Source organism: Actinoplanes sp. NPDC048988 (assembly GCF_043197815.1).
Lineage (GTDB): Bacteria > Actinomycetota > Actinomycetes > Mycobacteriales > Micromonosporaceae > Actinoplanes.
Genome location: NZ_JBICTW010000002.1, coordinates 404635 through 430489, shown reverse-complemented (window position 1 = coordinate 430489; position 25855 = coordinate 404635). Strand labels below are relative to the sequence as shown.

At 69.3% G+C, this 25855-nt stretch carries 25 protein-coding genes, 1 other RNA gene and 2 pseudogenes; 17 read left to right on the top strand and 11 right to left on the bottom strand.

Features of this window, described 5'->3' with window-relative positions; all coding sequences use genetic code 11:
- Window positions 1-108 precede the first annotated feature (108 nt).
- Together secA and ACGFJ7_RS09055 are read left to right on the top strand one after the other, a co-directional pair.
- Window positions 109-2629 (top strand): annotated as a pseudogene (gene secA, locus ACGFJ7_RS09060) (preprotein translocase subunit SecA); the annotation flags it as partial.
- An 89-nt stretch (window positions 2630-2718) separates the two neighbouring features.
- A pseudogene (locus ACGFJ7_RS09055) lies at window positions 2719-3036 on the top strand (SEC-C metal-binding domain-containing protein); the annotation flags it as partial.
- Between the two features lie 259 nt (window positions 3037-3295).
- On the opposite strand, the gene ACGFJ7_RS09050 reads toward ACGFJ7_RS09055, so the two are convergent.
- From ACGFJ7_RS09050 to ACGFJ7_RS09040, 3 genes are all read right to left on the bottom strand, one after another.
- Entirely contained in the window at window positions 3296-3700 is a 405-nt protein-coding gene (locus ACGFJ7_RS09050; protein WP_360244822.1) for an Rv3235 family protein, read from the bottom strand.
- Between the two features lie 940 nt (window positions 3701-4640).
- On the bottom strand, window positions 4641-4868 hold the full coding sequence (locus ACGFJ7_RS09045) for a helix-turn-helix domain-containing protein (protein ID WP_360244819.1): 228 nt from the start codon (window positions 4866-4868) through the stop codon (window positions 4641-4643).
- Between the two features lie 38 nt (window positions 4869-4906).
- Window positions 4907-5365, bottom strand: a complete 459-nt coding sequence (locus ACGFJ7_RS09040) for an Lrp/AsnC family transcriptional regulator (RefSeq protein ID WP_392641686.1) — start codon at window positions 5363-5365, stop codon at window positions 4907-4909.
- Window positions 5366-5457: 92 nt separating this feature from the next.
- Between ACGFJ7_RS09040 and ACGFJ7_RS09035 the strand changes: the two genes are divergently transcribed.
- Together ACGFJ7_RS09035 and ACGFJ7_RS09030 are read left to right on the top strand one after the other, a co-directional pair.
- On the top strand, window positions 5458-5925 hold the full coding sequence (locus tag ACGFJ7_RS09035; RefSeq protein WP_392641684.1) for a rhodanese-like domain-containing protein: 468 nt from the start codon (window positions 5458-5460) through the stop codon (window positions 5923-5925).
- Window positions 5926-6054: 129 nt separating this feature from the next.
- A complete protein-coding gene (locus tag ACGFJ7_RS09030) occupies window positions 6055-6564 on the top strand; it encodes a DUF6912 family protein (protein WP_360244810.1) in 510 nt (169 codons plus the stop codon).
- A gap of 28 nt (window positions 6565-6592) precedes the next feature.
- On the opposite strand, the gene ACGFJ7_RS09025 is transcribed toward ACGFJ7_RS09030, so the two are convergent.
- The gene (locus ACGFJ7_RS09025; protein ID WP_392641683.1) at window positions 6593-7735 is read right to left on the bottom strand and encodes a hypothetical protein; all 1143 of its coding nucleotides are present in this window, start codon (window positions 7733-7735) and stop codon (window positions 6593-6595) included.
- A 322-nt stretch (window positions 7736-8057) separates the two neighbouring features.
- Here ACGFJ7_RS09025 and ACGFJ7_RS09020 point away from each other — a divergent pair, with 322 nt between their 5' ends.
- The 9 genes from ACGFJ7_RS09020 to ACGFJ7_RS08980 all read left to right on the top strand — a co-directional run bounded on the left by ACGFJ7_RS09020 (window position 8058) and on the right by ACGFJ7_RS08980 (window position 14781).
- Complete coding sequence (locus ACGFJ7_RS09020; RefSeq protein WP_097319359.1) at window positions 8058-8573, top strand: PadR family transcriptional regulator; 516 nt, start codon at window positions 8058-8060, stop codon at window positions 8571-8573.
- Between the two features lie 54 nt (window positions 8574-8627).
- The gene (prfB, locus tag ACGFJ7_RS09015; RefSeq protein ID WP_360244804.1) at window positions 8628-9740 is read left to right on the top strand and encodes a peptide chain release factor 2; all 1113 of its coding nucleotides are present in this window, start codon (window positions 8628-8630) and stop codon (window positions 9738-9740) included.
- A 144-nt stretch (window positions 9741-9884) separates the two neighbouring features.
- Complete coding sequence (gene ftsE / locus ACGFJ7_RS09010) at window positions 9885-10565, top strand: cell division ATP-binding protein FtsE (RefSeq protein WP_097319361.1); 681 nt, start codon at window positions 9885-9887, stop codon at window positions 10563-10565.
- Window positions 10566-10637: 72 nt separating this feature from the next.
- Window positions 10638-11513 carry a permease-like cell division protein FtsX gene (ftsX, locus tag ACGFJ7_RS09005; RefSeq protein WP_360244800.1) on the top strand — a complete coding sequence of 292 codons (876 nt, stop codon included), beginning with the start codon at window positions 10638-10640 and terminating at the stop codon, window positions 11511-11513.
- A gap of 164 nt (window positions 11514-11677) precedes the next feature.
- Window positions 11678-12874 carry a M23 family metallopeptidase gene (locus ACGFJ7_RS09000; protein WP_360244797.1) on the top strand — a complete coding sequence of 399 codons (1197 nt, stop codon included), beginning with the start codon at window positions 11678-11680 and terminating at the stop codon, window positions 12872-12874.
- Between the two features lie 54 nt (window positions 12875-12928).
- Window positions 12929-13405 carry an SsrA-binding protein SmpB gene (gene smpB, locus ACGFJ7_RS08995; RefSeq protein WP_360244794.1) on the top strand — a complete coding sequence of 159 codons (477 nt, stop codon included), beginning with the start codon at window positions 12929-12931 and terminating at the stop codon, window positions 13403-13405.
- 45 nt (window positions 13406-13450) lie between these two features.
- Window positions 13451-14170, top strand: coding sequence for a cellulose binding domain-containing protein (locus ACGFJ7_RS08990; RefSeq protein WP_392641679.1), 720 nt, complete (start codon window positions 13451-13453; stop codon window positions 14168-14170).
- Window positions 14171-14203: 33 nt separating this feature from the next.
- Window positions 14204-14582: a transfer-messenger RNA gene (gene ssrA, locus ACGFJ7_RS08985) on the top strand.
- Between the two features lie 64 nt (window positions 14583-14646).
- Window positions 14647-14781, top strand: coding sequence for a hypothetical protein (locus tag ACGFJ7_RS08980; protein WP_392641677.1), 135 nt, complete (start codon window positions 14647-14649; stop codon window positions 14779-14781).
- A 293-nt stretch (window positions 14782-15074) separates the two neighbouring features.
- Here the strand turns inward: ACGFJ7_RS08980 and ACGFJ7_RS08975 are convergent, their stop codons facing one another.
- Window positions 15075-16460, bottom strand: coding sequence for a M1 family metallopeptidase (locus ACGFJ7_RS08975; RefSeq protein WP_392641675.1), 1386 nt, complete (start codon window positions 16458-16460; stop codon window positions 15075-15077).
- 59 nt (window positions 16461-16519) lie between these two features.
- On the opposite strand from ACGFJ7_RS08975, the gene ACGFJ7_RS08970 reads away from it, so the two are divergent.
- Window positions 16520-17458: an ArsR/SmtB family transcription factor gene (locus ACGFJ7_RS08970; protein ID WP_392641673.1), complete on the top strand. Its 939-nt coding sequence runs from the start codon at window positions 16520-16522 to the stop codon at window positions 17456-17458.
- Between the two features lie 150 nt (window positions 17459-17608).
- Here the strand turns inward: ACGFJ7_RS08970 and ACGFJ7_RS08965 are convergent, their stop codons facing one another.
- Window positions 17609-18163: a DinB family protein gene (locus ACGFJ7_RS08965; protein ID WP_392641671.1), complete on the bottom strand. Its 555-nt coding sequence runs from the start codon at window positions 18161-18163 to the stop codon at window positions 17609-17611.
- Between the two features lie 155 nt (window positions 18164-18318).
- Here ACGFJ7_RS08965 and ACGFJ7_RS08960 point away from each other — a divergent pair, with 155 nt between their 5' ends.
- Both ACGFJ7_RS08960 and ACGFJ7_RS08955 read left to right on the top strand, forming a co-directional pair.
- Window positions 18319-19017 (top strand): NADPH-dependent F420 reductase, encoded by a 699-nt coding sequence (locus ACGFJ7_RS08960; RefSeq protein WP_392641980.1) that lies wholly within the window; start codon window positions 18319-18321, stop codon window positions 19015-19017.
- Between the two features lie 209 nt (window positions 19018-19226).
- Window positions 19227-20840, top strand: coding sequence for a methyl-accepting chemotaxis protein (locus tag ACGFJ7_RS08955; protein WP_392641669.1), 1614 nt, complete (start codon window positions 19227-19229; stop codon window positions 20838-20840).
- Window positions 20841-20997: 157 nt separating this feature from the next.
- On the opposite strand, the gene ACGFJ7_RS08950 is transcribed toward ACGFJ7_RS08955, so the two are convergent.
- From ACGFJ7_RS08950 to ACGFJ7_RS08940, 3 genes are all read right to left on the bottom strand, one after another.
- Window positions 20998-21615, bottom strand: a complete 618-nt coding sequence (locus ACGFJ7_RS08950) for a hypothetical protein (RefSeq protein WP_392641667.1) — start codon at window positions 21613-21615, stop codon at window positions 20998-21000.
- A gap of 20 nt (window positions 21616-21635) precedes the next feature.
- Window positions 21636-22469, bottom strand: coding sequence for a PHP domain-containing protein (locus ACGFJ7_RS08945; RefSeq protein ID WP_360244725.1), 834 nt, complete (start codon window positions 22467-22469; stop codon window positions 21636-21638).
- 196 nt (window positions 22470-22665) lie between these two features.
- On the bottom strand, window positions 22666-22908 hold the full coding sequence (locus ACGFJ7_RS08940) for a hypothetical protein (protein WP_360244722.1): 243 nt from the start codon (window positions 22906-22908) through the stop codon (window positions 22666-22668).
- Between the two features lie 3 nt (window positions 22909-22911).
- On the opposite strand from ACGFJ7_RS08940, the gene ACGFJ7_RS08935 reads away from it, so the two are divergent.
- Window positions 22912-23277 (top strand): hypothetical protein, encoded by a 366-nt coding sequence (locus ACGFJ7_RS08935; RefSeq protein WP_360244720.1) that lies wholly within the window; start codon window positions 22912-22914, stop codon window positions 23275-23277.
- Here ACGFJ7_RS08935 and ACGFJ7_RS08930 read toward each other — a convergent pair.
- Window positions 23253-23624 carry a hypothetical protein gene (locus ACGFJ7_RS08930; RefSeq protein ID WP_392641664.1) on the bottom strand — a complete coding sequence of 124 codons (372 nt, stop codon included), beginning with the start codon at window positions 23622-23624 and terminating at the stop codon, window positions 23253-23255. The genes ACGFJ7_RS08935 and ACGFJ7_RS08930 overlap by 25 nt on opposite strands.
- Complete coding sequence (locus tag ACGFJ7_RS08925) at window positions 23621-25852, bottom strand: ATP-binding protein (protein WP_392641662.1); 2232 nt, start codon at window positions 25850-25852, stop codon at window positions 23621-23623. Before ACGFJ7_RS08925 ends, ACGFJ7_RS08930 begins: the two co-directional genes overlap by 4 nt.
- Between the last annotated feature and the right edge of the window lie 3 nt (window positions 25853-25855).

The following is a 25855-nucleotide window of genomic DNA, read 5'->3' as shown; positions in this document are numbered from 1 at the left end:
GATGCGTCGTTTCGCCCCATTTGTGCGGTTAACCGGAGGCTCGGGTCACAGCTTCGGCGGAAGGGTGCCTACCATGGTTCCGCAGACTGTCTAGGGGAGCGCTGACCCGTGTCGATATTGGAAAAGGTCCTACGCGCCGGCGAAGGCCGCATGGTGCGACGGCTCAAAGCGATCGCGGAAGCGGTCAATTCGATCGAGGAAGACTATGTCGACCTCACGGATGACGAGTTGCGCGAGTGCACCCAGCAGTTCAAGGAGCGCTACGCGGACGGCGAGTCCCTCGACTCCCTGCTCCCCGAGGCGTTCGCGGTGGCCCGCGAGGGCGCCAAGCGGGTGCTCGGCCAGCGGGCGTACGACGTCCAGCTGATGGGCGGCGCCGCCCTGCACTTCGGCAACATCCCCGAGATGAAGACCGGTGAGGGCAAGACCCTGACCGGTGTGTTCCCGGCCTACCTCAACGCGTTGAGCGGCAAGGGCGTGCACATCATCACGGTGAACGACTACCTCGCCCAGCGCGACGCCGAGTGGGTCGGCCGGGTGCACGTCTTCCTCGGCCTCACCGTCGGCGTGATCCTGCCCAACCGGCCCGCCGCGGAGCACCGCGAGGCCTACCTGTGCGACATCACGTACGGCACCAACAACGAGTTCGGCTTCGACTACCTGCGCGACAACATGGCGTGGTCGAAGGACGAGCTGGTGCAGCGCGGCCACAACTTCGCGATCGTCGACGAGGTCGACTCCATCCTGATCGACGAGGCGCGTACCCCGCTGATCATCTCCGGCCCGGCCGAGCACTCGGCCCGGTGGTACGGCGAGTTCGCCGCCCTCGTCCAGCGCCTCCAGCGCGGCAAGGAGGGCGAGGCCGACTACGACGTCGACGAGGCCAAGCGCACCATCGCGATCACCGAGCGCGGCGTGGCCAAGGTCGAGGACCGCCTTGGCATCGACAATCTGTACGAGTCGGTGAACACCCCGCTGGTCGGCTACCTGAACAACGCCATCAAGGCCAAGGAGCTGTACAAGCGCGACAAGGACTACATCGTCGACGAGGGCGGCGAAGTCCTCATCGTCGACGAGTTCACCGGCCGCATCCTGCACGGCCGCCGCTACAACGAGGGCATGCACCAGGCCATCGAGGCCAAGGAAGGCGTCGAGGTCAAGCAGGAGAACCAGACCCTGGCGACCATCACGCTGCAGAACTACTTCCGGCTCTACGACAAGCTCGGCGGCATGACCGGTACGGCGCAGACCGAGGCCGGCGAGTTCAACAGCGTCTACAAGGTCGGCGTCGTGTCCATCCCGACCCACCGGCCGATGGTCCGCATCGACCACCCGGACGTCATCTACAAGACCGAGAAGGCGAAGTTCGACGCCGTCATCGAGGACATCGCCGAGCGCCACGCCACCGGCCAGCCGGTGCTGGTCGGCACGGTCTCGGTGGAGAACTCCGAAATCCTCTCGACCCTCCTGCGCCGCCGCGGCATTCCGCACAGCGTGCTGAACGCCAAGTTCCACGCCCAGGAGGCGACGATCATCGCCCAGGCCGGCCGCAAGGGCGGCGTCACGGTCGCCACCAACATGGCCGGCCGTGGCACCGACATCCTGCTCGGCGGCAACCCCGAATTCCTCGCGGCCAACGAGCTGCACCAGCGCGGCCTCGACCCGGTGGAGAGCCCGGAGGAGTACGCGAAGGCGCTCGAAGAGGTCCTGCCGACGTGGAAGGAAGCCTGCGACGCCGAGGCGGCCGAGGTGCAGGCCGCCGGTGGTCTGTACGTGCTCGGCACCGAGCGCCACGACTCCCGCCGCATCGACAACCAGCTGCGCGGCCGCTCCGGCCGGCAGGGCGACCCGGGCGAGTCCCGGTTCTACCTGTCGCTGCAGGACGACCTGATGAAGCGGTTCCGGGCCGGCGCGGTCGAGGCGGTCATGGAGCGCTTCAACATCCCGGACGACGTGCCGATCGAGTCCAAGATGGTGACCCGCCAGATCCGCAGCGCGCAGACGCAGATCGAGGGCCAGAACGCCGAGATCCGCAAGAACGTCCTCAAGTACGACGAGGTCCTGAACAAGCAGCGCCAGGTCATCTACGCCGAGCGCCGCCGGGTGCTCGACGGCGAGGACATGCACGAGCAGGTCCAGCACATGATCGACGACGTGATCGCCGACTACGTCACGGGCGCCACCTCCGAGGGCTACGCGGAGGACTGGGACCTCGAGCAGCTGTGGACGAACCTCAAGCGCCTCTACCCGGTGAGCCTGACGATCGAGGACATCGTCGACGAGTCCGGCGGCGAGCGGCAGACCATCGACCAGGAATTCCTGATCGCGCAGCTCAAGGACGACGCCCAGAAGGCGTACGAGGCGCGCGAGGAGGAGCTGGGGGCCGAGGCCGTACGCGAGCTCGAGCGCCAGGTGCTGCTGAACGTCATCGACCGTAAGTGGCGCGAGCACCTCTACGAGATGGACTACCTGCAGGAAGGCATCAGCCTGCGGGCGTACGCCCAGCGCGACCCGGTGGTCGAGTACCAGCGCGAGGGCTTCGACATGTTCAACCAGATGATGGACGGCATCAAGGAGGAGGCGGTCGGCTACCTGTTCAACCTGGAGGTCCAGGTCGAGGAGCAGCCGACGGTGACTGTCGACCCGAGCAAGGCGGTTCCCCTGCCGGCGGGCGGCGTCATGGCCGACGAGAACGCCAACGAGACCGATTCCGACCGCGTCGAGGTCCGGGCGAAGGGCCTGGGCGGTTCCCGCCCGCGCCAGAACCTGCAGTACACGGCCCCGGCCATCGACGGCGAGGCGGGCGAGGGCTCCCCGGTCATCCAGCCCCAGCAGCAGCCGCAGGCGCCGGCCCTGGGCATCGGCCCGGGCGGTTCCCCGGTCCCGGCCAGCCCGGCCCACACCCCGGCCCCGCAGCGCCGCGGCGCCACCCCCGCGGCCCACCAGGAGTCGAACGGCCCGTCCCGCAACGCCCCGTGCTACTGCGGCTCAGGCAAGAAGTACAAGCGCTGCCACGGAGCCCCCGGAGCAGTCTGACCCCAGCACCACACACGGCCCGCCGGCATCGCCGGCGGGCCGTTCCGCTGCCAGCACACCGCCCGCCACCCAGGCTGCATCCGGCGCAGCGCAATGCGCGGCGTCCGCGCTGGATCCGGCACAGCGCGATGGACGGCGCTGGTGCTGGATCAGGCTCAGCGCGACGGCGGCGTCCGTGCTGGATCGAGCTCAGCGTGGTGGGCGGCGTCCGTGCCGGATTGGGCTCAGCGCGATGGGTGGCGTCCGTGCTGGATCGGGCTCAGCGTGGTGGGCGGCGCTCGTGGTGGATCAGGCTCAGCGCGGTGGCGGCCCACGTCTCGTGGTGAAGTTCCATCCGCAGCGCCGTGGCCCACGTGTGCTCGCCGATCTGGAGGGGCGCGGCGGCCTCGACGACGCCGGGCCGTGGCTCGCACAGGTGCAGCCGCAGAACCGCGACCGGCACGGGCTTGCGCGAGGGCCGCCGGCCGCCGGCCCGAAGCCCGGCCCGGCGCAGAGCGACGATGCGGGCCAGGCCCTGCGCACCCTCGGAAACCACCTCGGCGGCTTCGGCGGGGCGAGCGAGATGGCGCAGATGAGCGGGCGGGCGATAGCCGTTCAAAACCTCCACGCAAGCGTGCAGGAAACGCCGCACGGCCAGATTAGCGTCGCGCGAAGCCCGCACCATGGCGTCCGGAGCACGAGCCTCCGACCGCCGCGCCCTGATCCCAGCGGACCCCGCCGTCCCAGCCGACCCCGCCGTCCCAGCCGACCCGGCCGTCCCAGCCGACCCCGCCGTCCCAGCCGACGCCGCCGTCCCAGCCGTCCCAGCCGACCGCGCCGGTCCAGCCGACCTCGCCGTCCCAGCGGACCTCGCCGTCCCAGCGGACCTCGCCGTCCCAGCGGACCTCGCCGTCCCAGCGGGCGGAAGCATCCCCGCAGCCGCGATGGTCCCGGCTGGCAGGGCCATCCCGCTGGCTGCGTCCATCTCGCCGGCTGCGGCCATCACGCCGGCTGTGGAGATCCCGTGGGCTGTGGAGATCCCGTGGGCTGCGGCCATCCCGTCGGCTGCGGCCATCGCGGCGGCGGCGGCCACCCCGGGCTGTGCCACCGGCCGGGCGGTTGAGGCCGGCCCAGACGGCACCGCCATCCCCGATGGCACCGCCATCCCCGATGGCGCCACCGTTCCCGATGGCGCCACCATCCCCCGTGGCGCCAGGATCCCCGGCGGCGCCACTATCCCGGGCGGCGCCACTAGCCCGGGAGGTGTCACCAAGCCGGCCGAGGTCGCTCGCCCAGCCTGCGCCGGCCGCTCGGTTCGCGCCCTCGTTTCGGTCCGCGCCGCCGTTGCGGTAGGCGCAGTCGGCCCCTCACCCACCGCGTAATACGGGCGGAAGAGATTGAAGGCGGGCTGGGCGAAGGGCCACGGGTCGGTGGTGACCTCGTCGTCGAACGGTGGCTCGCATCGGGGAGCCGGGCGGACCGCTATCGCCTGTCTTCGTACACTCCCCATCGACGCTCACCCCAGTCCTTGCGTTTGCCTTCGTTTGCTTCCGATGACGATTCTTCCGGGGCGTGCGAAGGACGGCAACGGGGCTTGTCCGATGCGGGAAGAGGGGCAAAGAGGACTAGTCAGCCTCGGGATTGACGAGCGGATTGTCGGCCACCCAGGCTGCGGTCTCGGCGTACTTGAGCTCGATGTACTGCTCCAGCTTGGCCCGTTCGACGCGCCACTGGCCCCGGCCGCCGATCTTGATTGCGGGCAGTTCGCCGCTGCGCACCATGTGGTAGACCTGCGAGTCCGAGACGTTCAGCTCGGCGGCGACGTCGGACAGCAGCAGGAATCGGGGCTCCATCCGCATGAGTTTGCCACTGACGACCTGCGTTTGCCTGCCTACTCCGCCGGGGCGGCGACCGCTCGTCCGGGCAGCGGACTGGAGTAGACGACGCTGGTGGTCACCGCGCCCAGACCGGCGATGCGGCCGGTGACCTCTTCCAGGTGGCGCATCGAATGGGTCAGCACCTTGAGGAAGAAGCAGTCTTCGCCGGTCACGTGATGCGCCTCGACGATCTCCGGCGTGGAGTCGAGCAGCGCGTGGAACGGCCGGTAGTTGCCGGTCGGATAGCGCAGCCGCACGAAGGCCATCACGTGCAGGCCGACCCGCTCGGGTTCGACCTGAGCCCGATAACCGGCGATCACGCCGGATTCCTCGAGGCGGCGGATCCGCTCGGCCACCGCGCTGGGCGACATGGCAACGGCACGAGCCAGTTCGGCGTACGAGGAACGCCCGTCCCGCTGCAATTCGGCCAGCAGACGCCAGTCGGTGCGGTCGAGCGCGATTTCCGTGGCCATGACGGCCATCTAAGCGCGTTTCCCCGCCCGGACGCCAGTTGGGCCGTCGAAGCGCCATGGAGCAAGATCGGCCGTACTTCTAGCTTGATGACATGACACAAACCCACAGCGACCCCCGCCAGGCGGCGGCGTTCTTCGCGGCGCGGCTCGCCTTCCAGACGGACGTGGCCGACGTGCGGTCGGGTGCCGGCTTCGTCCTGGTCGACTCACGCTCGCGGGCGGCCTGGGATCAGGGCCACATTCCCGGCGCCGTCCACCTCCCCACGGCGGAGATCGCCACCCGAGCCGCCGCCCTGCTGGACCCGGCCGTGCCGGTGGTCACCTATTGCTGGGGTCCCGGCTGCAACGGCGCCACCCGGGCCGCGCTGGCCCTGTCCCTGGCCGGCTACTCCACGAAGGAGATGATCGGCGGCATCGAGTACTGGATCCGCGAGGGCTTCCCCGTCCGTACCGCCGAGGGCGACGTCACGGCACCGCCGGACCCGCGCACCGCCCCGGTCGCGGCGGCGGCCGGGCTGATCGCCCTGGACGGGCCGGGAGCGCCGGCCTGCGGCTGCTGACGACGGCGGGCGTCGCCGAGCGGGGTGGGTGACCCGGCACGCCACGATCCGGACACGACTGGTGGAATGGGCCTTCCCGGGGCCGTTGCGGCGGTGTACTACGGGGACGGTTCAACCGCAGGAGGAGACGTGCCGATCACCGAGCTGGTCCGGGTCTATGTGCCGGCCACCGTGCCGCTGCTCGGGGCCCTGCGCGCCTCGGGGAAGCTGGGCGCCGGCCCGCTGGAGGCGCACGCGGTGACGCCCGCGCTGCGCGAGTGGTACGCCGAGGGCGACGAGGAGGAGCTTGAGTACGTGGCGTTCACCCGCGCCGCCCAGGCCGCCCTCCAGTTGCTGCGCCACGACCCGGCCGCGCCCCGCCGCCGCGTGGTGGTCTCGGCCGACGTGCCGGCGTCGTCGCTGGTGGCGCAGCAGAACGAGCTCGGTTCGAGCACCGTCGACCTGCCGCAGCCGCTGTCGATCAAGGAGGTCGCCTCGATCCACGTCGACGGCGCCGACGCCGCCGAATCGGTGGCCGCGGCGGCCGAGGTGGTCGAGGAGGCGCTGGCCGGCGACCCCGACGCCCAGTTCACGGTCGACAGCGCCGAGGACCACGAGCTGGAGTGGTACGCCGTCTCCGAACTCGACGAACTGCTCTGACCGGCCCTGACCGCGACTCGGCGGCCGCTCAGTCGGCGGCTTTGTCGGACTTTCCGGTGGTGACCTTCGCGGGGGCGGCTCCGGCGTCGTCATCGGCGCCCGTGTTGCGGCCGTCGGCCTCGTGGGTCGCTTCAGGATCGGAGGCGGCTGCCGGGCGGGTGGTGGCTTCAGAGGCGGTGGCCGGCTCTTCCGGTGCGCGGCGGACACGGCCGGAGCGGGACACCGCCGGGACGGCCGGCGAATCCTCGTCGTCGTCCTCGGCCGGGCGGATCGTGCGGCCGACCGCGAACATCGCGCTGAGCGCGCCCACGAACAGAACGACCAGCGCGCTGTTGAGCCGCGCCCCGCTGAGCATCTGCTGCACCACCAGCTCCAGGTCGCTGACCTTGCCGGCCAGCTCGAGCACCCGGGACCCGGCCGTGCGGGTCAGCAGCTCGGCGATCACCAGCAGCAGACCGGGGCCGCCGCCCGCGACCGCGTAGAAGCCCCACGGCACGTCCAGCTCGCCGCTGCTCCGGCGGGCGCGCCGGAGCAGCTTGTAGGCCACCAGACCGGCCGCGAGACCACTGAGGAACGACTGACCGTACGAGAACCACTGTGCGGCGCTGGCCTGTGAGGACTGTGTGTCTCCCGAGCCCAGCGCGCTCAGAAGCGGGCTCTGGAACAGGTTGAGCACGAAGCCGACCAGGAAGACCGCCACCGCGCCCCAGCCGATCGCGCTGATCACCCGGGGAACGCGGAAGCCGGCCAGGGCGCCGCCGATGGTGGCGGCCGCCGCGATCGTGCCGCCGACCACGGCGTACATCCAGCCCTCGGTGTTGATCGTCACGACCGTCAGAGCGCCGGCCGAGCCGATCAGCAGGCCCGTGCCGGTCGCGACCGCGAAGCGGGTGGTGGCGCCGAGCGTGCGGCGGCGCGAGAGGAGGGCCAGCACGGCCAGTCCGGTCGCGGCGCCGGTGACGATGGCGGCGGAGATGGCCCCCGGCAACGCGTACGCCGTGGAGGTCACCTCCATCTCGGCGTCCTCACGGCCCGTGATCGTCGCGCGGGCCGACCAGAGCATGGCGCCCATCCAGATCAGGGTGGCGAGCGCGAGAAGAAGACCCGTCGACGAGGGTTGCTCGGCGCTGGCGTCCGCTTTGGGCGGCGCTGGGGTTTCCGGCTCACTCATGGCCCTCAGAGTAACCGCCGAACCTAGGAGGGACGGCCGCGCGTCCACAGCCCGGCTTGCCAGATAATGCGGCTTTTGGGGGTCGCAGCACCGAATTCAGGAACGCGTACGTACCTTTTCGGCCGTTTGCTGCCCGGCATCGCCGTCTGACCGTTTAGGTCGCGCCATTTTACCTGGTCATGAGCAAGTTGAACGGGCGAACGCGCCGGGTCGACACTCGAAGTCGGACTGTCTGTGCGGGACAGTCGTTTGTGGAGACGCAAAATGGACGGATCGGGCGAAATCCTGGACGTCGGCGCGACAAAGTGGCAGCTTAGAAGGCATGCCCGACTCTCAAATCAATCCCACGGCTGCCGCTTTGCTCGGCCTGCTTCACGAGGGGCCGATGACCGGCGGACAGCTCATGGCGGCTGCCGAACGCCGCCTCGGGCCATACTGGTCGATGACGCGGAGCCAGGTCTACCGCGAATTGCCGGTTCTTGCCGAAATGGGCTATGTCCGCCTCGGTAAGCCCGGACCCCGATCAAGCCAGCCCTACGCCATCACCGCCGCCGGCAAGCGAGCCTTCAGCCGGTGGCTGGCCGAGTCTCCGGGCCGGGATGCTCTGCGTAACCCGGTCGCTCTCCGTGTCGCCTTCGGGGAGCAGCACAGCGGTAATCAGTTGCAGACCCTCTACACCGGCGCGAGCGAGTATCACTCCGAGGCGCTCGCCATGGCCAAGGAGCAGGCGAAGGAGGCGAAGAAAGCGGGGGACTCGTACGGCGCGGCCGCGCTGGAGTTCGCCGTCGCCTATCACAAGGCCGCGCTCAGCTGGCTCAAGGTCGCGCCGGCCAACTGAACACACACGCAGCCCCGGCCAGAACTTGGCCGGGGCAGCGTACTCTTGACTGTCGTGACCGCTGCCGACTATCCCGAGCAACTCAAAGCCCTCGACGCCACCCTGCGCAACATCGAAAACGTCTTGGACGTCGACAAGCTGCGGCGGGACAAGGCAGACCTCGAGGAGCAGGCCTCCGCACCCGACCTGTGGGACGACCAGGCGCGCGCGCAGGACGTCAACAGCCGCTTGTCGTACGTCTCCGGCGAGATCAACAGGCTCGAGCGCCTCCGCTCGCGGCTCGACGACGCCGGCCTCCTGCTCGAGATGGCCGAGGCCGAGGGCGACAGCGCCTCGGTCGACGAGGTCGGCGAGGAACTCGTCGGGCTGACCAAGGCCATCGACGAGATGGAGGTCCGCACTCTCCTCTCCGGTGAGTACGACGCCCGTGAGGCCGTGGTGTCCATCCGGGCCGGCGCCGGTGGCGTCGACGCCGCCGACTTCGCCGAGATGCTCCTGCGGATGTACCTGCGGTGGGCCGAGCGGCACGGCTACCCCACGGAGGTCTACGACACCTCGTACGCGGAGGAGGCCGGCCTCAAGTCCGCCACTTTCGCCGTCAAGGTCCCGTACGCGTTCGGCACGCTCAGCGTCGAGTCGGGCACCCACCGGCTCGTCCGGATCAGCCCGTTCGACAACCAGGGCCGCCGCCAGACCAGCTTCGCCGGCGTCGAGGTGATGCCGGTGGTCGAGACGACCGACCACATCGACATCCCCGAGAACGAGCTCCGCGTGGACGTCTACCGTTCGTCGGGTCCTGGTGGACAGAGCGTTAACACCACGGACTCCGCCGTGCGCCTGACGCACATTCCGACGGGCATCGTGGTGACGTGTCAGAACGAGAAATCGCAGCTTCAGAACAAGGCCTCGGCCATGCGCGTGCTCCAGGCGCGGCTCCTCGAGCGCAAGCGCCAGGAGGAGGAGGCCGAGCTCGCCGGGCTCAAGCAGGACACCACTGGATCATGGGGCGACCAGATGCGGTCGTACGTGCTGCACCCGTACCAGATGGTCAAGGATCTGCGCACTGAGCAGGAGACGGGCAACCCGTCCTCGGTCTTCGACGGCGAGATCGACGAGTTCATCGAGGCCGGCATCAAGTGGCGCAAGACGTCGGAGAAGGCCAGCTGATCCTGAGGGCCTGGTGATCTCCGTACGGATGGCGACGACGCCCGGACGCATTGTCCGGGCGTCCGGATTTTTTGCCACCACGGGTGCAGATTGGCGGACCCGGCGGGGTTGGCGTTTTCGTTACACCGCGTAGACTGCGTTCCCGTGATTCAGCTCGAGAACGTGACGAAGACGTACCCCAAGGCGTCTCGGCCGTCGTTGGACGATGTCAGCGTCGGTATCGAGAAGGGTGAGTTCGTCTTCTTCATCGGCCCCTCCGGTTCCGGCAAGTCGACGATCATCAAGCTCCTCCTGCACGAGGTCGCACCGACCCAGGGCAAGGTGATGGTCAACGCCAAGGACGTGACCTCCATCCGTTCGTGGAAGATCCCGCACTTCCGCCGTTCGATCGGCTGCGTGTTCCAGGACTTCCGCCTGCTGCCCAACCGCACCGCGTACGAGAACGTGGCCTTCGCCCTCGAGGTCATCGGCAAGACCAAGGCCGTGTCCCGGCGGGTCGTGCCCGAGGTCCTCGAGCTGGTCGGCCTCGGCGGTAAGGAACACCGTTACCCGCACGAGCTCTCCGGTGGTGAGCAGCAGCGTGTCGCGGTGGCCCGGGCGTTCGTCAACCGGCCGCTCATTCTTCTCGCCGACGAGCCCACCGGTAACCTCGACCCGGACACGTCGATCGAGATCATGCGCCTGCTGGACCGGATCAACCGGACCGGCACCACGGTCGTGATGGTCACGCACGACTCCAACATCGTCAACCAGATGCGCCGCCGCGTCATCGAGATCGAGAGCGGCCGCATCGTCCGTGACCAGGCCCGAGGCGTCTACGGCTGAGCCGGCTCCGCCCCCCAATCCCCCCCAAGAGAATGACTCGGTAATGCGCGGAGTCCCGGAAGGAACCCCCCGATGCGCTTGAAGTACGTACTCAACGAGGTCCTGGTGGGCCTGTGGCGAAACGTCACGATGACGGTCGCCATGATCATCACCATGTCGGTCTCGCTGACCATGCTGGGCGCTAGCGTTCTGCTGTACTTGCAGGTCGACCAGATGAAGGACTACTACTACGGGAACATCGAGGTCTCGATCTTCCTCAAGTCGGAGGTCACCGAGGCTCAGCGCCAGGCGATCGACCAGGCGATCTCCTCGAACCCGCTGGTCGCCGAGCGTACGTACGAGACGCGCGAAGAGGCCCTCAAGCGCTTCCAGAAGCTGTGGCAGGACTCGCCCGAGTTCGTCAAGGCGGTCGGCCCCAACAGCCTCCCGGAGTCGTTCCGGGTCAAGCTCAAGGACCCCGAGCAGTACAAGACCTTCGCCGATCAGATCAAGGGCCTTCAGGGCATCCAGGACGTGATCGACCAGCGGACGCTGCTGGAGAAGGTCTTCAACATCTTCAACGCCATCCAGGTGGGTGCGCTGGTGGTCGCGGGGGTGATGGCGTTGGCCGCGCTGCTCCTGGTGGGAAACACGATCCAGGTCGCGGCGTACAGCAAGCGGCGCGAGGTCGCCGTGATGAAGCTGGTCGGCGCCTCGAACTGGTTCATCCAGGCCCCGTTCGTGCTTGAGGCGGTGGTGGCCGGACTGATCGGCGCCATCCTCGGCTTCGTGGCGCTGTTCGTCAGCAAGGTGGTGCTCTTCGACCACAAGTTGCAGGCGCTGACGAACATCCTCACGCCGATCGACAACGGCAACGTGTGGCTGATGCTGCCGGTGCTGGCGGGCGTCGGCGCCGTGGTCAGCGCGGTCACCGCGTGGGTCACCCTGCGCTTCTACCTGAAGGTCTAAACCCCCCAACGCTCCCGTCCGACCGCCCCACCTCCACCCTTAATTCGAGCTGACGCACCTTCACTACGACGGCCGCGTTCCCTTTACAGGGGAATGCGGCCGTTGGGCGTTATAGGCGAGTACGGTGGCATTCCGTGAGGTCATTTAGCCGGATTGCTACCTTCGTGGCTATTTGCGCGAGCGTGCTGGCGGCGCCGAGCGCGGCCCGTGCCGACCCCAGCAGCCCCGACCAGGCCGCCCGCGCCGTTCATAAGGCGGAAGCCGTGCTCGAGGACGCCACCGAGACGGCCCGGGCCGCGGCCCGCCGCCTCGAAGCCGCCACCGCGGCCATGCCCGGCGCCCAGCAGCGCGTCGCCACCTCGCGCGGGACCGTGGCCGCCGCGATCACCGCGGCCAACACCGCCTCCCGCCGGGCCCAGGCCGCCCGGGCCGCCTTCGACCAGGTCGCCGGCCGCTTCCAGCAGGCGCAGGACCGGGTCGCCGAGTCGCGGTCGCGGGTCGACGAGATCGCCCAGGCCAGCTACATGGGCGGCAACGTCGCCCGGATCAACATGCTGGTCGACGCGACCGGACCGGCCGACATGATGGACCGGCTCAGCCTGGTCGAGCACATCATGCGTACACAGCAACGCGAGGTGGACGCCCTGGTCGGGGCGCGGCGCGAAGCCCGTACCGAACAAGACCGGGCCGGACTCGCCAAGCGCGAGGCCGAAGAGGCCGAAGCCGCGGCGAAGGCCAAGCTGAGGGCCGCTCAAGCGGCCCGGGTGGCCGCCGAGCGGGCCCGCAAAGCGCTGCAGGACCTGGCCGTGAGCCGGGCCCAGGCGTTGCGGGTGGCGAACTCCCAGCGGGCCGCCGTGCTCGCCCGCTACCAGGCGGCCAAGGCCGAGGAGGCGCGGATCCAGTCGGCCCTGCGCGGGTACGCGGTCAAGTCGGGGGAGACCCGCTACGAGGGCGGGCGGCTCTTCATGCCGGTGAACGGCTGGAAGTCCAGTGACTACGGACAGCGATACGACCCGTACTACCGTGTGTGGCAGTTGCACGCCGGGTCCGACTTCGCGGCCGGCGGCGGCACGCCCATCCACGCCGCGGCCAACGGGCGGGTGATCAGGGCCGGGTGGGCCGGCGGCTACGGCCGCTACACCTGCCTCGACCACGGGAAGATCAGCGGCGTCGGCTTCACGACCTGCTACGGCCACCAGTCGGCGATCCTCGTCCACCTCGGCGAGTACGTACGCCGCGGCGAGATCATCGGCCGGGTCGGCACCACCGGCGCCTCCACCGGCAACCACCTGCACTTCGAGACCCGCTTCGACGGTGTGCCGCGCAACCCACTGCACTACCTGCCGTCGTGCCTCTGTTGACCCCTGTAACATTGACGGGTTGGTTTCACACTCGTCCATAGGGGGTCGCTGGTCATGCCACGCGAACAGGGGCGCAAAGTCGTCGCCTCCAACCGCAAGGCCCGCCACGACTACACGATCCTCGACACGTACGAGGCGGGCCTCGCGCTCACCGGCACCGAGGTCAAGTCGTTGCGGGCCGGCCGGGCGTCGCTGGTCGACGCGTTCGGCCAGGAGACGTACGGCGAACTCTTCCTGCACGGCATGCACATCCCGGAGTACACGCAGGGCACGTGGACCAACCACGAGCCCCGCCGCACCCGCAAGCTGCTCCTGCACCGCGAGGAAATCGCCAAGATCCGCGGCAAGCTCCGCGACGACGGCGTCACCCTGGTGCCGCTCCAGGTCTATTTCAACAACGGGTACGCCAAGGTCGAGATCGGCCTCGCCAAGGGCAAGAAGAGCTACGACAAGCGGCAGGACTTGGCGGCACGAGACGCCCAGAAGGAAATCAACCGGGCAGTCGGCAGGCGTGCGAAAGGCATCGGCTGAGGTATGCTCCGCCCGCTTCTTTGATCTTCGCGGGGGGATTCGCCGTTGCCGTCCAAGCATTCCGTGCGCCTGTTCGGCCCCGCCCGGTTCGTTCTGAGCTTCTCCGTCGCCATCCTGGTCCTGCTGGTCGTCTGGATCGCGGTGCGAGCGGTCGGCCCGGCCGAGGCGTCCCGGCAGCCGTCGGTGACCCTGCCGTCGATGCCGCAGGTGCCGCTCGTCGTGTCCGACTCGCCGGTGCCGCCGCCGGCGCCCTCGTCGGCCGCGCCGAAATCGGCCTCGCCCTCCCCGTCGCGGTCGGCGTCCCGCTCCCCGTCGGCGACGCCCTCGATGACGGCGCCCACGTCCACCAGCGCCGGCCCGCAGCCGGAGAAGTCGACCTGGAAGCCGACCACGACGACGCCCGTCACTCCCGCCGCGCCGGCCACCTCCGCGACGACCCCGGCCGCCCGGAGCGACATCAAGGCCCAACTGTCGGTCACGGCGAGTTGGGAGCAGGGCTATGTCGCTTTCGTACGGGTGGAGAACGACGGAGACGCAGCGGCACAGTGGCGCGTCACCGTGTCCCACTCGGGTCTCACCGACATGGAACTGCGCGGCGTCTGGAACGCGGCCGGCAACCGCGACGGCAGCAGCCTCACTTTCAGCGGCGGCTCGCTGGCCCCCGGCCGGTCGGTCACCTTCGGCTACCAGATCTCCAAGAGCGGCCGCGGCAACGCCCGCCCCGCCGGTTGCGGCGCCGTGGGCGGATCTTGCAGCGTGAGGTAAACTTTCGGATGCCGCATTTATGCGGCCCAACAAGGGGGTGACTGGTTTCGACTTCGTACGTGGAGACAGGGGAAGCGAGCCGAGGAAGCCGACGTCGTCTCGAGAATCGGTCGTCGGAAACTTATAAGCGCCAAGGATAACTCCCGCGCTGACTTCGCTCTTGCCGCCTGAGGTAAGTAGCTAAGTCTGTCGGTCTGAGATCGCCTTCGACTCAGTTCACCGGCATCAGCTAGAAGGCTGGCCAAACAGTCCCAGTCGTGAGGACTGTGCGGCGAGATCAAACACGACTGGGCCCGCCATCCGGACTTGCTCACGTGAGCCGGAGGGCCGAGTAGAGGCATAGTGAGCTGCGCTCGGAGAAGCCCTGACAAAGCAACGAAGGACCCGGGTTCGATTCCCGGCACCTCCACGAGAGGGTTCTTACTTGAACCCACAGCGGCGCCGCCCATCTGGGCGGCGCCGCTTTCGTTCCTGGCATGGTTGACCATCGGTTCTATCAATCCGGCGAGGTCGTCGATGTCGAGGTACTGCTTCTCGAAGAACGCCTCGTTCAGTACGCGGCGTGCGCGCTTGCCCGCTTGTCGGCACAACTCCTGCGGATCTTCGAGTAGACCCAGGAGGTACATCAAGGTCTCGCGGGCGGCATCGAGTCGGGCTACCCGGTCGTCGTCTAGCTGGCGAGAGAGTCTGTCTCGTTCGTCTCGGATGTCTCGGAGGGCGGCGTGCCGGCGGGGAAGCGCTTGGTCGGTTCGGTGCGGAGGCCAGCGTCGGTGAGGGGCTGGATCAGCGAGTGGAAGCTTCCGGCCCGCTCATGGCTGACGGCCCCTGTTCGCGAAAAACGCGAACAGGGGCGAGTCGTCTATGCCTGTTCAACGGGCTGAGGCTCTCTGAACAGCCCGTTCGCTCAGTCGGCGGTGTTGCGCCAGCGGAGCCAGAAGTCGCCCAGATCCACCGTCGTCGCCGACTGCAGGGCGGCGCGCAACTCCGCCGGTCGCGCCACGCCGAACTTCTGGGCGGCCAAGTAACGCCGCAGCCCGGTACGCATCGCGTCGTCGCCGATCAACGCCTCCAGCTCGTGGAACATGCAGGCCCCGTCGCCGTAGACGGCGGGAACGTACTCGTCGCGGCGGGTGTCGTAGTAGTCCATTCCGGCGTCGATGCGCATGCTGTCGGAAAACCAGAACGGCGCGCCGGCGCAGTAGTCGGGGATGCCGAGCAGTTTCGTGGTGGTGTATTGGGTCAGCGACTCGTCCAGCCAAGGATGGGCGTACTCGTCGTTGCCGACCAGGGCGTACCACCACTGGTGCGCGGCCTCGTGCACGGCCGGCAGCGTGGCCGGCTCGGTCAGGATGAGGGTGGGGTACTCCATGCCGCTGAACCCGTCGAAGCCGCCGATCACAGTGTCCATTTCGGGGTACGGGTACGGGCCGTACTCGCCGGCCGCGAACTCCATCGCCCGCGCGACCTGCCCCTGCACCTCCGCGGCGGTTTCCGCGGTCACGTCCGGCGTGTACCAGGTGCGCAGGCGCACACCGGTCGCCGTGCGCGTCTCGGCGCGGCGGAACGGCCCCGCCGCCCAGGCGAAGTCGCGCACCAGCGGCGCGGTGATCGTCGTGGTGGTGCGGCCGCCGTTCCGCTTCTCCGCCAGCACGGTTCCGGTGGCCGGAACGGCGAGCTCTTTCGGGTGGTTGAGGGATACGGCGAAGTTGCTGGTCAGCGAGTAGAAGCTTTCCGCGTTCGCCACGTACGGGGGAAGCTGCCAGCCGCGCTCGTCGCGTACGGCGAGCAGCGGCAGGGCGTTGCCGAGGAACGAGTACGGCCCGACCCGGCCGAACCGGTCCGCCCGCTCCGGCACCCGGATCGTCAAGTCGAAGGCGACCGCGGCGACTCCTCCCGGTGCGGCCGGCCGGCTCAGGCGTACCGGCAGCGCGGTGCAGCCGACGGCGAGCGGGCCGGCCTTGCCGCCCTCGAGGGCCGAGACGGCGATCGCCGGGGTAGTCGTACAGCCGTCCGGGCCGTTGCCCCACAGCCGCAGCCAGACGGTGTCGAGCGGGCCCGAGCCGTTGTTGACGAAGGCGACCCGCTGATGGCCGCGCCAGGTAGCGCCGGTGTCGTCGGCCGAGAGCCGGACCTGGTAGGCGACCGGCTGCGGCCCGGCGGCCGGGTAAGCGGCGGAGGCTGATCCGGCGACAGGTGCCGTGGCCGCGTCCGGGGTGGCGTACGCCGGCACGGCGGGTATGGCGGCCGCGACGACGATGGTCGCGGCACTGAACAGGCGTGCGTGTCTCATGGCGGTCAGGATCCGGGGCCGGGATCGACGTACGCGATCCTTTCAGGCAGGGTCGAAACATGCTGCGCCTAGTGTTCGAACCCGCCGACCGGGGCCGGGTCATCTTCGACATCGCCTGGCATGCGGAAACCATCGGTAGCGTGCAGGCGCTGCGGCAGCCCGTGTCGGGGCCGTTCCTGGACCGGTGGCGGCAGACCGTCCGGCCCCGGGTACGCGGTGCGGCGGCCGCCCTCTTCGACGTGATCCCGGCAGAGGGCCTGGTCCCCGACTTCCTGACCCCGGAGGGATACAGCGGATGGTCCACCGACCGGTTCGCCGACGCGTTACGCGCCACCGGCGCGGCGACGGCCTGCGGCGAGCTGCGGGGAATCGACGACGCGCACCGCCGTACCCTGGTCGGACTCGCCGACGCGCTGGAGGCGTACCACCGGATCTGTATCGCACCCACGGTGACCACCGTCGACGCGCTGCTGCGCGCCGAGCTCGCGCACCGCGCAAGTTTGATCCTGACCGACGGCGTCGATGCGGCGCTGGCCACCCTGGGCCCGGACATTCACTGGACGCCGCCGGTGCTCGAGGTGCGCTCGCCCGCCGAGGGCGAGGTCCGGCTGGGCGGGCGCGGGCTGCGCCTGGTGCCATCGGTGTTCTGGAGCCGTCCCGGGGTGATCGCGGAGGCGGGCGGCTGGCCGACACTGACCTATCCGGTCCACCCCGCCCCCGCGTCCTGGGTGGAGCCCCGCGAGGACCCGCTGGCCGCGCTCGTCGGCCCCACCCGCGCCCGGGTGCTGCGCGCCCTGATCACCGGCCGCAGCACCACAGAGCTGGCCCGGGACCTGCGGATCAGCGCCGCTTCGGCGTCCGGGCACGTCACCGCGCTGCGGGCCGCCGGCCTGGCCGCCACCCGGCGGGCAGGCCGCGCCGTTCGGCACACCCTCACCCCGCTGGGCCTGCAAGTCCTCGCGTCGACCCGGCCCAGGGCAGGCCGAACGAAAGCTTGATCCCGGTGAGCGCGCGTCCGCCACCCACCTCCGCTTCCGGCCGCTCCACCGCCGACGAGGGTCGCCGGGGTGCGGCTCCACCAGAGCGGCGCGGAGCGACCTGTTCGCGGACAACGCGAGCCGGGGGCGTCGTAGCGGCGGGCGCCGGGATCAGGAGTCCTGGCGTAGGTACAGGTCGCGGAGCAGGCCGATCTCGCCGCCGTGGTGGGCGACCTCGCGCAAGGCGTGCAGCGTGAGCTTCAGGTAGGTCTCGTCGGCCCAGGTGCCGGGGCCGACGCCCATCGGGGCCAGGAGGCGTTTGTCGCCGAGGGCGGCGATGCGGGTGGTGAAGTGCTCCCAGTCCTTCGCGAGCGCCTGGACGCCTTCTTTCGCCGTGCCCGGCCACTCGTGGCGGTCGCCGAGATCCGGAACGTCTTCGAAGAAGTGGGTCACGTAGCCGCGCAGGCACAGGCTTCCGATGTGCCAGATGCGCCAGGCGATCGTCGTGACCGGGTCCGGAACGCCCGGGACCGGCTCCGGTATCAGTTCGGCGACGCGGAAGATGCCGTCGTCGCCGGCGCGGATGCTGAGGCTGTCGGCGACGGGTTCCCAGAGGTATTCGGCGTCGGTCAGGCCGTCGAGACGCCCGAACAGGCGGCTGCGCGCAGCTTCGAAGGCCGCGATCACGTCACGGGTGGCGGGGTCGGACGCGCTCGGGAGAGTCATGCCGGTCAGGATAGGGCGGCCTCGGGGACTTCGAGGTCGGTGTGGATCGCGACCGTGCGGGCCAGGCCGTCGTGGGCCGGGCGGCGACCTGTCGAGGCGAGTCTTGGGCGGTGTGCCCCACGTCACGGTGTGTCGTCCGCTGGAATCGGCCGGGGATCGTCGAGGTTCCCGCTGACATGACGACGATCGGGTTCATCGGTAGCGGCAACATCGGCAGCACTGTGGCGCGGTTGGCGGTCGCCGCCGGTCATGACGTGGTGCTGAGCAATTCGCGTGGTCCGCAGACTCTCCAGGACCTGGTGTCCGAACTGGGTCCGAAGGCGCGCGCCGCAACCCCCGCGGAGGCGGCCGCAGCCGGCGACATCGTGGTGGTGACGGTGCCGCTGCGGGCGTACCGGGACGTCCCGGCCGGCCCCTTGGCGGGCAAGGTGGTCATCGACACCAACAACTACTACCCGGAGCGCGACGGCGTCTTCGACGAGCTGGAGGACGGATCCAGCACCACCGGTGAGCTGCTGCAGAAGCACCTTCCGGAGGGCCGCGTGGTGAAGGGGTTCAACAACATTTGGTTCGGGCATCTCGGGTCCCTGGGGCGGCCGGCGGGCAGCGCGGACCGATCGGCGCTTCCCATCGCCGGTGACGACGCCGCCGCCAAACGGCAGGTCGCCGAACTGCTCGACAGCCTTGGCTTCGACACCGTGGACGCCGGGCCGCTCGCTGAGAACTGGCGCACCCAGCGGGACACTCCGGTCTACGTGACTCCCTACGGTGAGTACGGGGTGCTGCCGGGAACGCCGGCGAGCGCGCAGGTCGTTCGTGAGGCGCTCGCCGCGGCGAAGCCCGCCGCGGCCTGAGACCCTTCCCGGTTCAGGGGCCGGGGGTGGTCAGGGCGGGCAGGGGCGTCTCGAGCGACCAGCGTCAGGTGCCGGCTCAGTACGTGCGGGGTGTGGTGATCAGGCTCACGGGGGTTTGGGGTCTTGCGGTTTTGTAGGTCTTAACGCGGCGGCCGAGATGCCGATGGTAAGCGGTGGGCCCGTGTGGGCCCGACCATCGGGGGCCTTTCATGCGCATCAGGGATGCGAGCGTCGGCAAAAGGCTCGGCGCTTCCTACCTTGTTCTTACCGCTTTGATCATCACGGCAGCCGGTGTCGGCTGGTGGAGTCTGGGTCAGCAGACGGAGAAACAACGGGCGCTGGCCACGCTGCAGGGCTTGCGCGACGACATTCAAACCATTGCCTATGACGCGGCGGATGTGACCGGCTGGCAAGGGCTTGTGCTCGCGGACGCGGGAGCCTTCGGCAACGCGTACGCCACGAAATCCGACAACTACAACCGCAAGGGCGAGTTGGCCGCGAAAGAGCGGATCTACGCCGATGTCGCGGCCGTCGACACCAACGCGATGACCGCGACTGAGAAGGCGGAGTTCGCCAAGCTCAAGCCCGCCTGGGACGACTTCTTCGCCTGGGACGACACGGTCATGGGCTGGCTCGCGCAGGATACCCGGGCCGCCCGGGCCAAGGCTATGAACAGCATCAACGGCGGTGACGCGGCGGACGCCTACAGCGTCGTGCTCGACCTCACCGCCGCGCTGGAGAAGTCCGTCGAAGGCCGGGTCGCTGTGTTGGCCGCCGAGGTGGAGCAGGTGCGCGACACCGGCGTACGGGTTCTCGGTGGCACCTTGGCGCTCGCCGTGCTGCTTGCCGTGGCGATGGGTGTGCTGGTCACCCGTTCAGTGGTCCGGCCGCTCGCCGTCGCCGTCACCGCCCTGAACCGGCTGGCCGGCGGCGACCTCACCACCCGCGTCGAGCTCGGCCGCAAGGATGAGCTGGGGGTGCTCGGGCAGGCGCTCGACCGCACCGCCGCCTCACTGGGTGACACGGTCTCGGCGATCAACGGGCACGCCGTCACGCTGGCCGGCGCCTCTCAGGAACTGGCCGGCATCTCCGCGCAGATCGACGCGTCGAGCGCCGAGACCGATGCGAAGGCCGGGGCGGTTTCCCGCGCCGCCGACAACGTTTCCGGCAATGTACGGACCTTGGAAGCCGGCAGCGCCGAGATGGCGCTCGCCATCGAAGAGATCGCGAAGGGCGCGGGTGAGGCGGCCCGAGTCGCGACGGAGGCGGTTGCCGCGGTCGAGCGGACGACCAGGACTGTCGGCAAGCTCGGCGCCTCGTCAGCGGAGATCGGCAAGGTGGTCGCGCTGATCACCGCGATCGCGGAGCAGACCAACCTGCTGGCCCTCAACGCCACCATCGAAGCGGCCCGGGCCGGTGAGTCGGGCAAGGGATTCGCGGTCGTCGCGGGCGAGGTCAAGGAACTCGCCCAGGAAACCGCGAAGGCGACAACCGAGATTTCCCGGCTTGTCGACCAGATCCAGGGCGACACCGGCGATTCGGTGACTGCGATCGACGGGATCGGTGACGTGGTCAGGCGGATCAGCGACCTGCAGACGGTCATCGCGGCCGCGGTGGAGGAACAGACCGCCACGGCCAGCGAGATGGGCCGCAACGTGGCCGAGGTGGCCGGCAGCAGCTCCGAGATCGCGATGAACATCAACGGTGTCGCGTCGGCGGCGGCCGTCACCGCATCGGCGGTCGCGCATTCCCGGGGCAGCGCGGACGATCTGGCCCGCACCAGCGCGGAACTCCGATCCTTGGTCGCAGGCTTCCGGGTCTGAAGGCGGGCAGTAGGTCCACGAGTCGGCAGGCGGCGTGCGTTCGAAAGCGCGAACCACGCCGCCTCGTCATGTCGGCTGCGGGGGTGTAGCCCCCGGGAACCCGCTGTGTGACGGTTGTTTCGCCGATTGTGCGAGACGGTCTGGTGTCTGCCGCTCGTCAAGCCGCCTGCCGGGCGCCGCGGATCAGCTTGCCGGCCTCGCGGGAGATGTAGACCCCGTAGATCGTGGTGGCCAAGGCGGCGCCCACGGCGACCATGCCGATGACGGGATCTTTCGAGGCGCCCGCGGCGAGGGCGCCGATGCCGGCCAGCCCGACCAGGGTCGTCCACGTGGCCAGGTAAAGGTCGATGGTGCGCCGGAAGACGCGGGCCATGGGGTAGAAGTGCAGGCCGACGATCAGGGCGATGGCCGGCACCACGTAGTCGGCTTGGCCGGTGGCGTTGAGGATCAGCACGACGATCCAGATCGCCAAGGCCTCCGCGCCGAAGATGATGCCGAACGCCCGGCCGCTGCTGCGCCGGTACTGCTCGTCCTCCGCGGAAAGCTTCGCCGGGAAGCGTTTGCGTAATCCGATCAGCCGCACGCCCTGCGCGATGAAGCACACAGCCAGGATCGCGAACGCCGCCCAGATGGGCCATGCGACAGCCGCCGGCCACGCGGCGAACGTGTTGGCGGACCACATCAGGGTGAAGAAGGCCATCAGGAACAGGCCGGTGACGACACCCACCACGGCGGCCCGGGGTGCGAGCGTCGAAGGCGTCACGCCAGTTGTCATGCGTTTGATGATGTCACCCCTCAGGCGTACCACTTGTCGTACGGGTGGCGGCCCGGGCGGAAACCCAGCGCCTCGGCCAAGGCGACCGCTTCGGCGAAGCCGTTGCCGACGAAGGACGGGTCGTGCGCGTCGCTGCCGAAGGTGATCGCCTTGCCGCCCACCTCGCGCCACCACCGGACGATCTCGGGGAACGGCTTGCGGTTGGTGTTGACCTCCAGTGCCCGGTCGGTGGTCGCGACCGCCGTCAACGCGTACCGGAAATGCTCTTCGAAGTCCGTGGGTTTGAAGGGACCGGCGGACGCCGGCCAGAAGCGGCTGACGAAGTCGATGTGGGCGAGGGCTTCGAAGTCGGCGAAGCCGGCTACCAGCCGTGGTATCTCGGCCAGATAGTCGCGGACCACGTCCGCGGCCGGGCGCCGCGCGAAATGCTCACCCGGCTCGTTGAGTCCGCCGCCCAGTGGCAGGGTGTGCAGGGAGGCGAGCACACGGTCGAACTGTCCCGCCCCGAGGATCCTGGCGAATTGGTCCCGGTGCCAGTGCGGTTCGCCGGCCTCGACCCCGGTGAAAATCAGCAGGCCGGGGAATTTGTCACGGCAGCGCTGGACGCAGGACAGGTAGCCGTCGACGTCGAGCGGTGGCGGGGCCAGTGTCCCGTCCGTGCTGATCAGGTTGGTCACCTTGGCGGGGGCGTCCGGCGCCGGTTCCACATTGGTCCAGACGGTGAAGTCCAGGTGTTCGGTGAAGGCGACGGCTGGGAGGCCCAACGTCGACGCTCGGGCGCAGGTGGACTCCATGTCGCCGGTCGCGCAGTCCCAGGACCATTCGGTGTGTACGTGTCCGTCAGTGGGCAGCATGAGACGACGGTCCCCCCGGTACGGGCGACGGCGCGGGAGGCCGATGTCGACGTGCCGGATGACCGGACCGGATCAATAAGATCTAGGGGCAAGTACCGCTACTCAAGCCGAGGACGCGTCAGTCGTGGACCGAGAGAACCATCTCCATGAGTTGTTACTGCGAATCGTCGGCCCACTGGTCATGGGGCCTTTCGGGTCACCGTGCGTTGATTCGGTACGCCTTGGTGGTGTTGTTCGCGCTGGACTCGATCACACACGCGTCATTCTGCGAGCCGGTGTCGAAGCGCCGGCTGGCGTTGCCGTTGAATTCACTCTTGTCGGCGGTGACGGCGCCGAACTCGATGTCGACGCCGCGGTCGATTGGCTGCGCACGCTGACGGCGGCTGATCTGCGCGCCGCGGTCGGCGAAGTCGACAGCCACGGAAACGTTGTCGTCCACGCCATGGACGCCGGGTTCTCCGCCGATCGCCGTGCCGGGCAGTACGACATGAATTATTTCTCGATGCTTCGCCAATTCCTGTACGGCGGTGGCCGGCTGTGGTTCGAGGATATTTTCTCGGTAAGCGGCTTCCTCGTCCTGAACCCGCGTAGCCACCGCCTTTACGTCACCGAAGGCGCCACGGGCGAGATCATCGGGATCGATCTTCCCTTGACGGAGGCGGATGGGACGGTCAGCCCCGGCCGGGGAGGTACTTTTCCTTCCGTGCTGCCGTCGTTGATCGAGTATGACGGCCTGAAGAGCCATCGTCCGGTCGCCTCCCGTGACGATTATTGTGCTCGGATCTACGACTTGAGCGAATGGATCTGAGCGCTGACGGACGGGCGGCGCATGCGGAGGGCGGTTACCCGTACGGTTCCGTTGTTGTCCGAGGTCGGTAAGGCCGGGCGGTGGTCGCCGTCGGTTTGCAGGTGCAGCGGCTCCATGAGGTGGATCGCTTCGGTCACGTCGATGTTCCAGACCTCGGCTATCGTGCGGATGGCCAAGCCGACTGAGCCGAAGTTGCCGGTGTCGTACCACCAGCGGCGTGGATCCCAGGCGTCGTCGCCCTCGACCGCGTGGGCGAAACGTTCGTCGCGGGGGCTGGGGCAGACCTCCTCGGGGATGACCCACTCCGGGTTCATCTCCACAAGGAGGCAGTCGTCCGGGAGGCTCACCGGGTCACCGTCGCCGAACGTGAAGAACTTCGGGGGGCGGTCGCCGCGTTCGATCCAGGAGAGGCTGCCCCAGGCGGGCTGGCGCAGACTGTCGCTGCTTGTGCTTCGAGCCATGTTCGGAGCTGATCCAGGCTGGCGATCAAGAACGCCTTGAGCCGGTCGGCCGTCAGGGGGCGGCCGACGAACGCGCCCAGGCACCACCAGATCTCGCCCGACTCGAAACCGCCCACGTAGATCGGCGCCTTGGTCGGCCGCATCCAGCGCAGGTCCGGGTGGACCGCCTCCCAGCCGGTGGCGACCATGGCGCGGCCGATGATCGCGCCCTCGTCGTCGAGCAGGTCGTCGGCGTGCTGGACGAACCAGCGTTCGTAGCCGTCGTAGATGATGCGGTCGAGGTGGTTCGCCTCGTCGCGGCGGTAGATGCGGCGGAACAACTCGGCCGGGGGGATCCGGGTCCAGTCGCCGGCCTGGACGATCCGTACCGGCGCCGGGTCGTTGGGTCCTTGAACCGCGACGTCCACCTCGGCGAGCGCGCACATGCGGGTCAGCCGGCTGTGCAGCAGCTGGTTGTGGGTCAGCCGGCGGTCGGTGGTCTTGAACAGCCCCTCGACGGTGCGCGGGTCGTGGCGCAGTCGCGCCCGCACTATGGTTCCGCTGCTGCGCAGCCGCTCGTGGACGTCGGCCACCCGCAGCAGCGGCCGTGCGGCGACGCCATGGTGAAACTCGAGGACGTGGGTGGTACGGGGCGCCTCGTCGTACGCGAGGCTGCGTACCTGAACCTCGTCGGCGATCATGAACACCGCGAAGAAGCCGATGCCGAAGCGGCCGGTGGGCTCGAAACCCTTGGCGAGCAGGCGCGGGAACGCGGCCAGCATCGACGCGTTCTGCCAGTGTGAGATGCCGAAATCGGTCAGGGCGGACACCATCGTCTCCGGTGACATGCCGATGCCGTGATCCTCGACTTCCAGCCACCACACGTCATCCGACTGTCGCAGGCGGACCGTGACCGCACCGCCGGGCGACTCCTCGTGGACGGCGCGGGCGCGAGTCGCGTCGGCGCCGTTGGCGATCAGCTCCCGCATCGCGATCTGGGGCTTGTTGCCGTACAGGTCGACACCGCCCAGGTTGGCGACGAGCTGGGTGGCGTCGCTGACGCGGACCTGGGCGTCCATCGGTTCCCAGCGGTCGGTGCGGATGTACGAGGCCAGCCGTTCCGGCGAGTCCGCGCCGGCCACCGAGCGGACGGCGAACCGGGGGCGGCTCAGATCCGCGCAGAGGGCGTCCACCCGGCGCAGCTCGTTGTCGATGCCGCGCACCGAGTCGTACGCGAGCCACCAGGCGGCCGCCTCGTCCCGGCCGAACGGGCGCGACGAGGTGTAGACGAGACGGTCCCCGTCGACCCGGGGCCGGGTCAGGCGTTCCTGGAAGTACCAGTGATCGCGGGACGTGCCCGCCGGCTGCCGGAACGCGTGCAGGTAGGTCGACGCGCGCCGGTGGTCGATCTGCGTGATGTCGGCCAGGCGCAGGACGCAGGCCAGCTTGAGCGGGTCGACCTCCCACGTGGGCGGATGCTCGACGCAGGAGCCCAGCGGCACCTCGAATCCCTGGAGCTCCGACACGTCCGACCAGTGGCTGCGGGCGAGCCGGCCGATGATCGATCCGAACGTGTGCCGCAGGACCGGATCGCCCAGCAGATAGAACGGTTCGCCGTCGGACGTACGGAACGCCGTGGTGACGAGCCGTTCGGCCTGCTCCGCGTGCCGCAGCCGCAACAGGTCGGCGATCGTCTGCTCGCGCGCGTCCCGGTCGACGGCGCCGGCGTCCGCGAAGGGGTCACCGCGGCGCAGCCGGGTGCGGGCCATCACGTACAGGTCGTCGAATTGCGGGTCCTTCTCCAGCGCCACGGTCCCGCCGCGGTAGGACGCCAGCCCCATGCCCAGATCGTGCAGCAGGAAGGCGCCGCCGAGGACGAACGCCTCGGCCGGATTGATGGGTACGACGTCGCCGCACACCAGCGAGGCCGTGTCCCACAGGGCGTCGGCGTGGGCGACGGAGTGATCGGTGAACATGGGCAGAGATCGGCTGATCTCACCGGCCAGCGGCTCGACGGCCGAGCGGAATTCGAGGTACGCCGTCCGTAAGCGCCGCCGTGCCGCCTCGTGGGGGTCCGGGGATTCGCAGGTCACGGTCCGCAGCCACAGCGGCGTCTGCTCGAACGGCAACGGCATCTC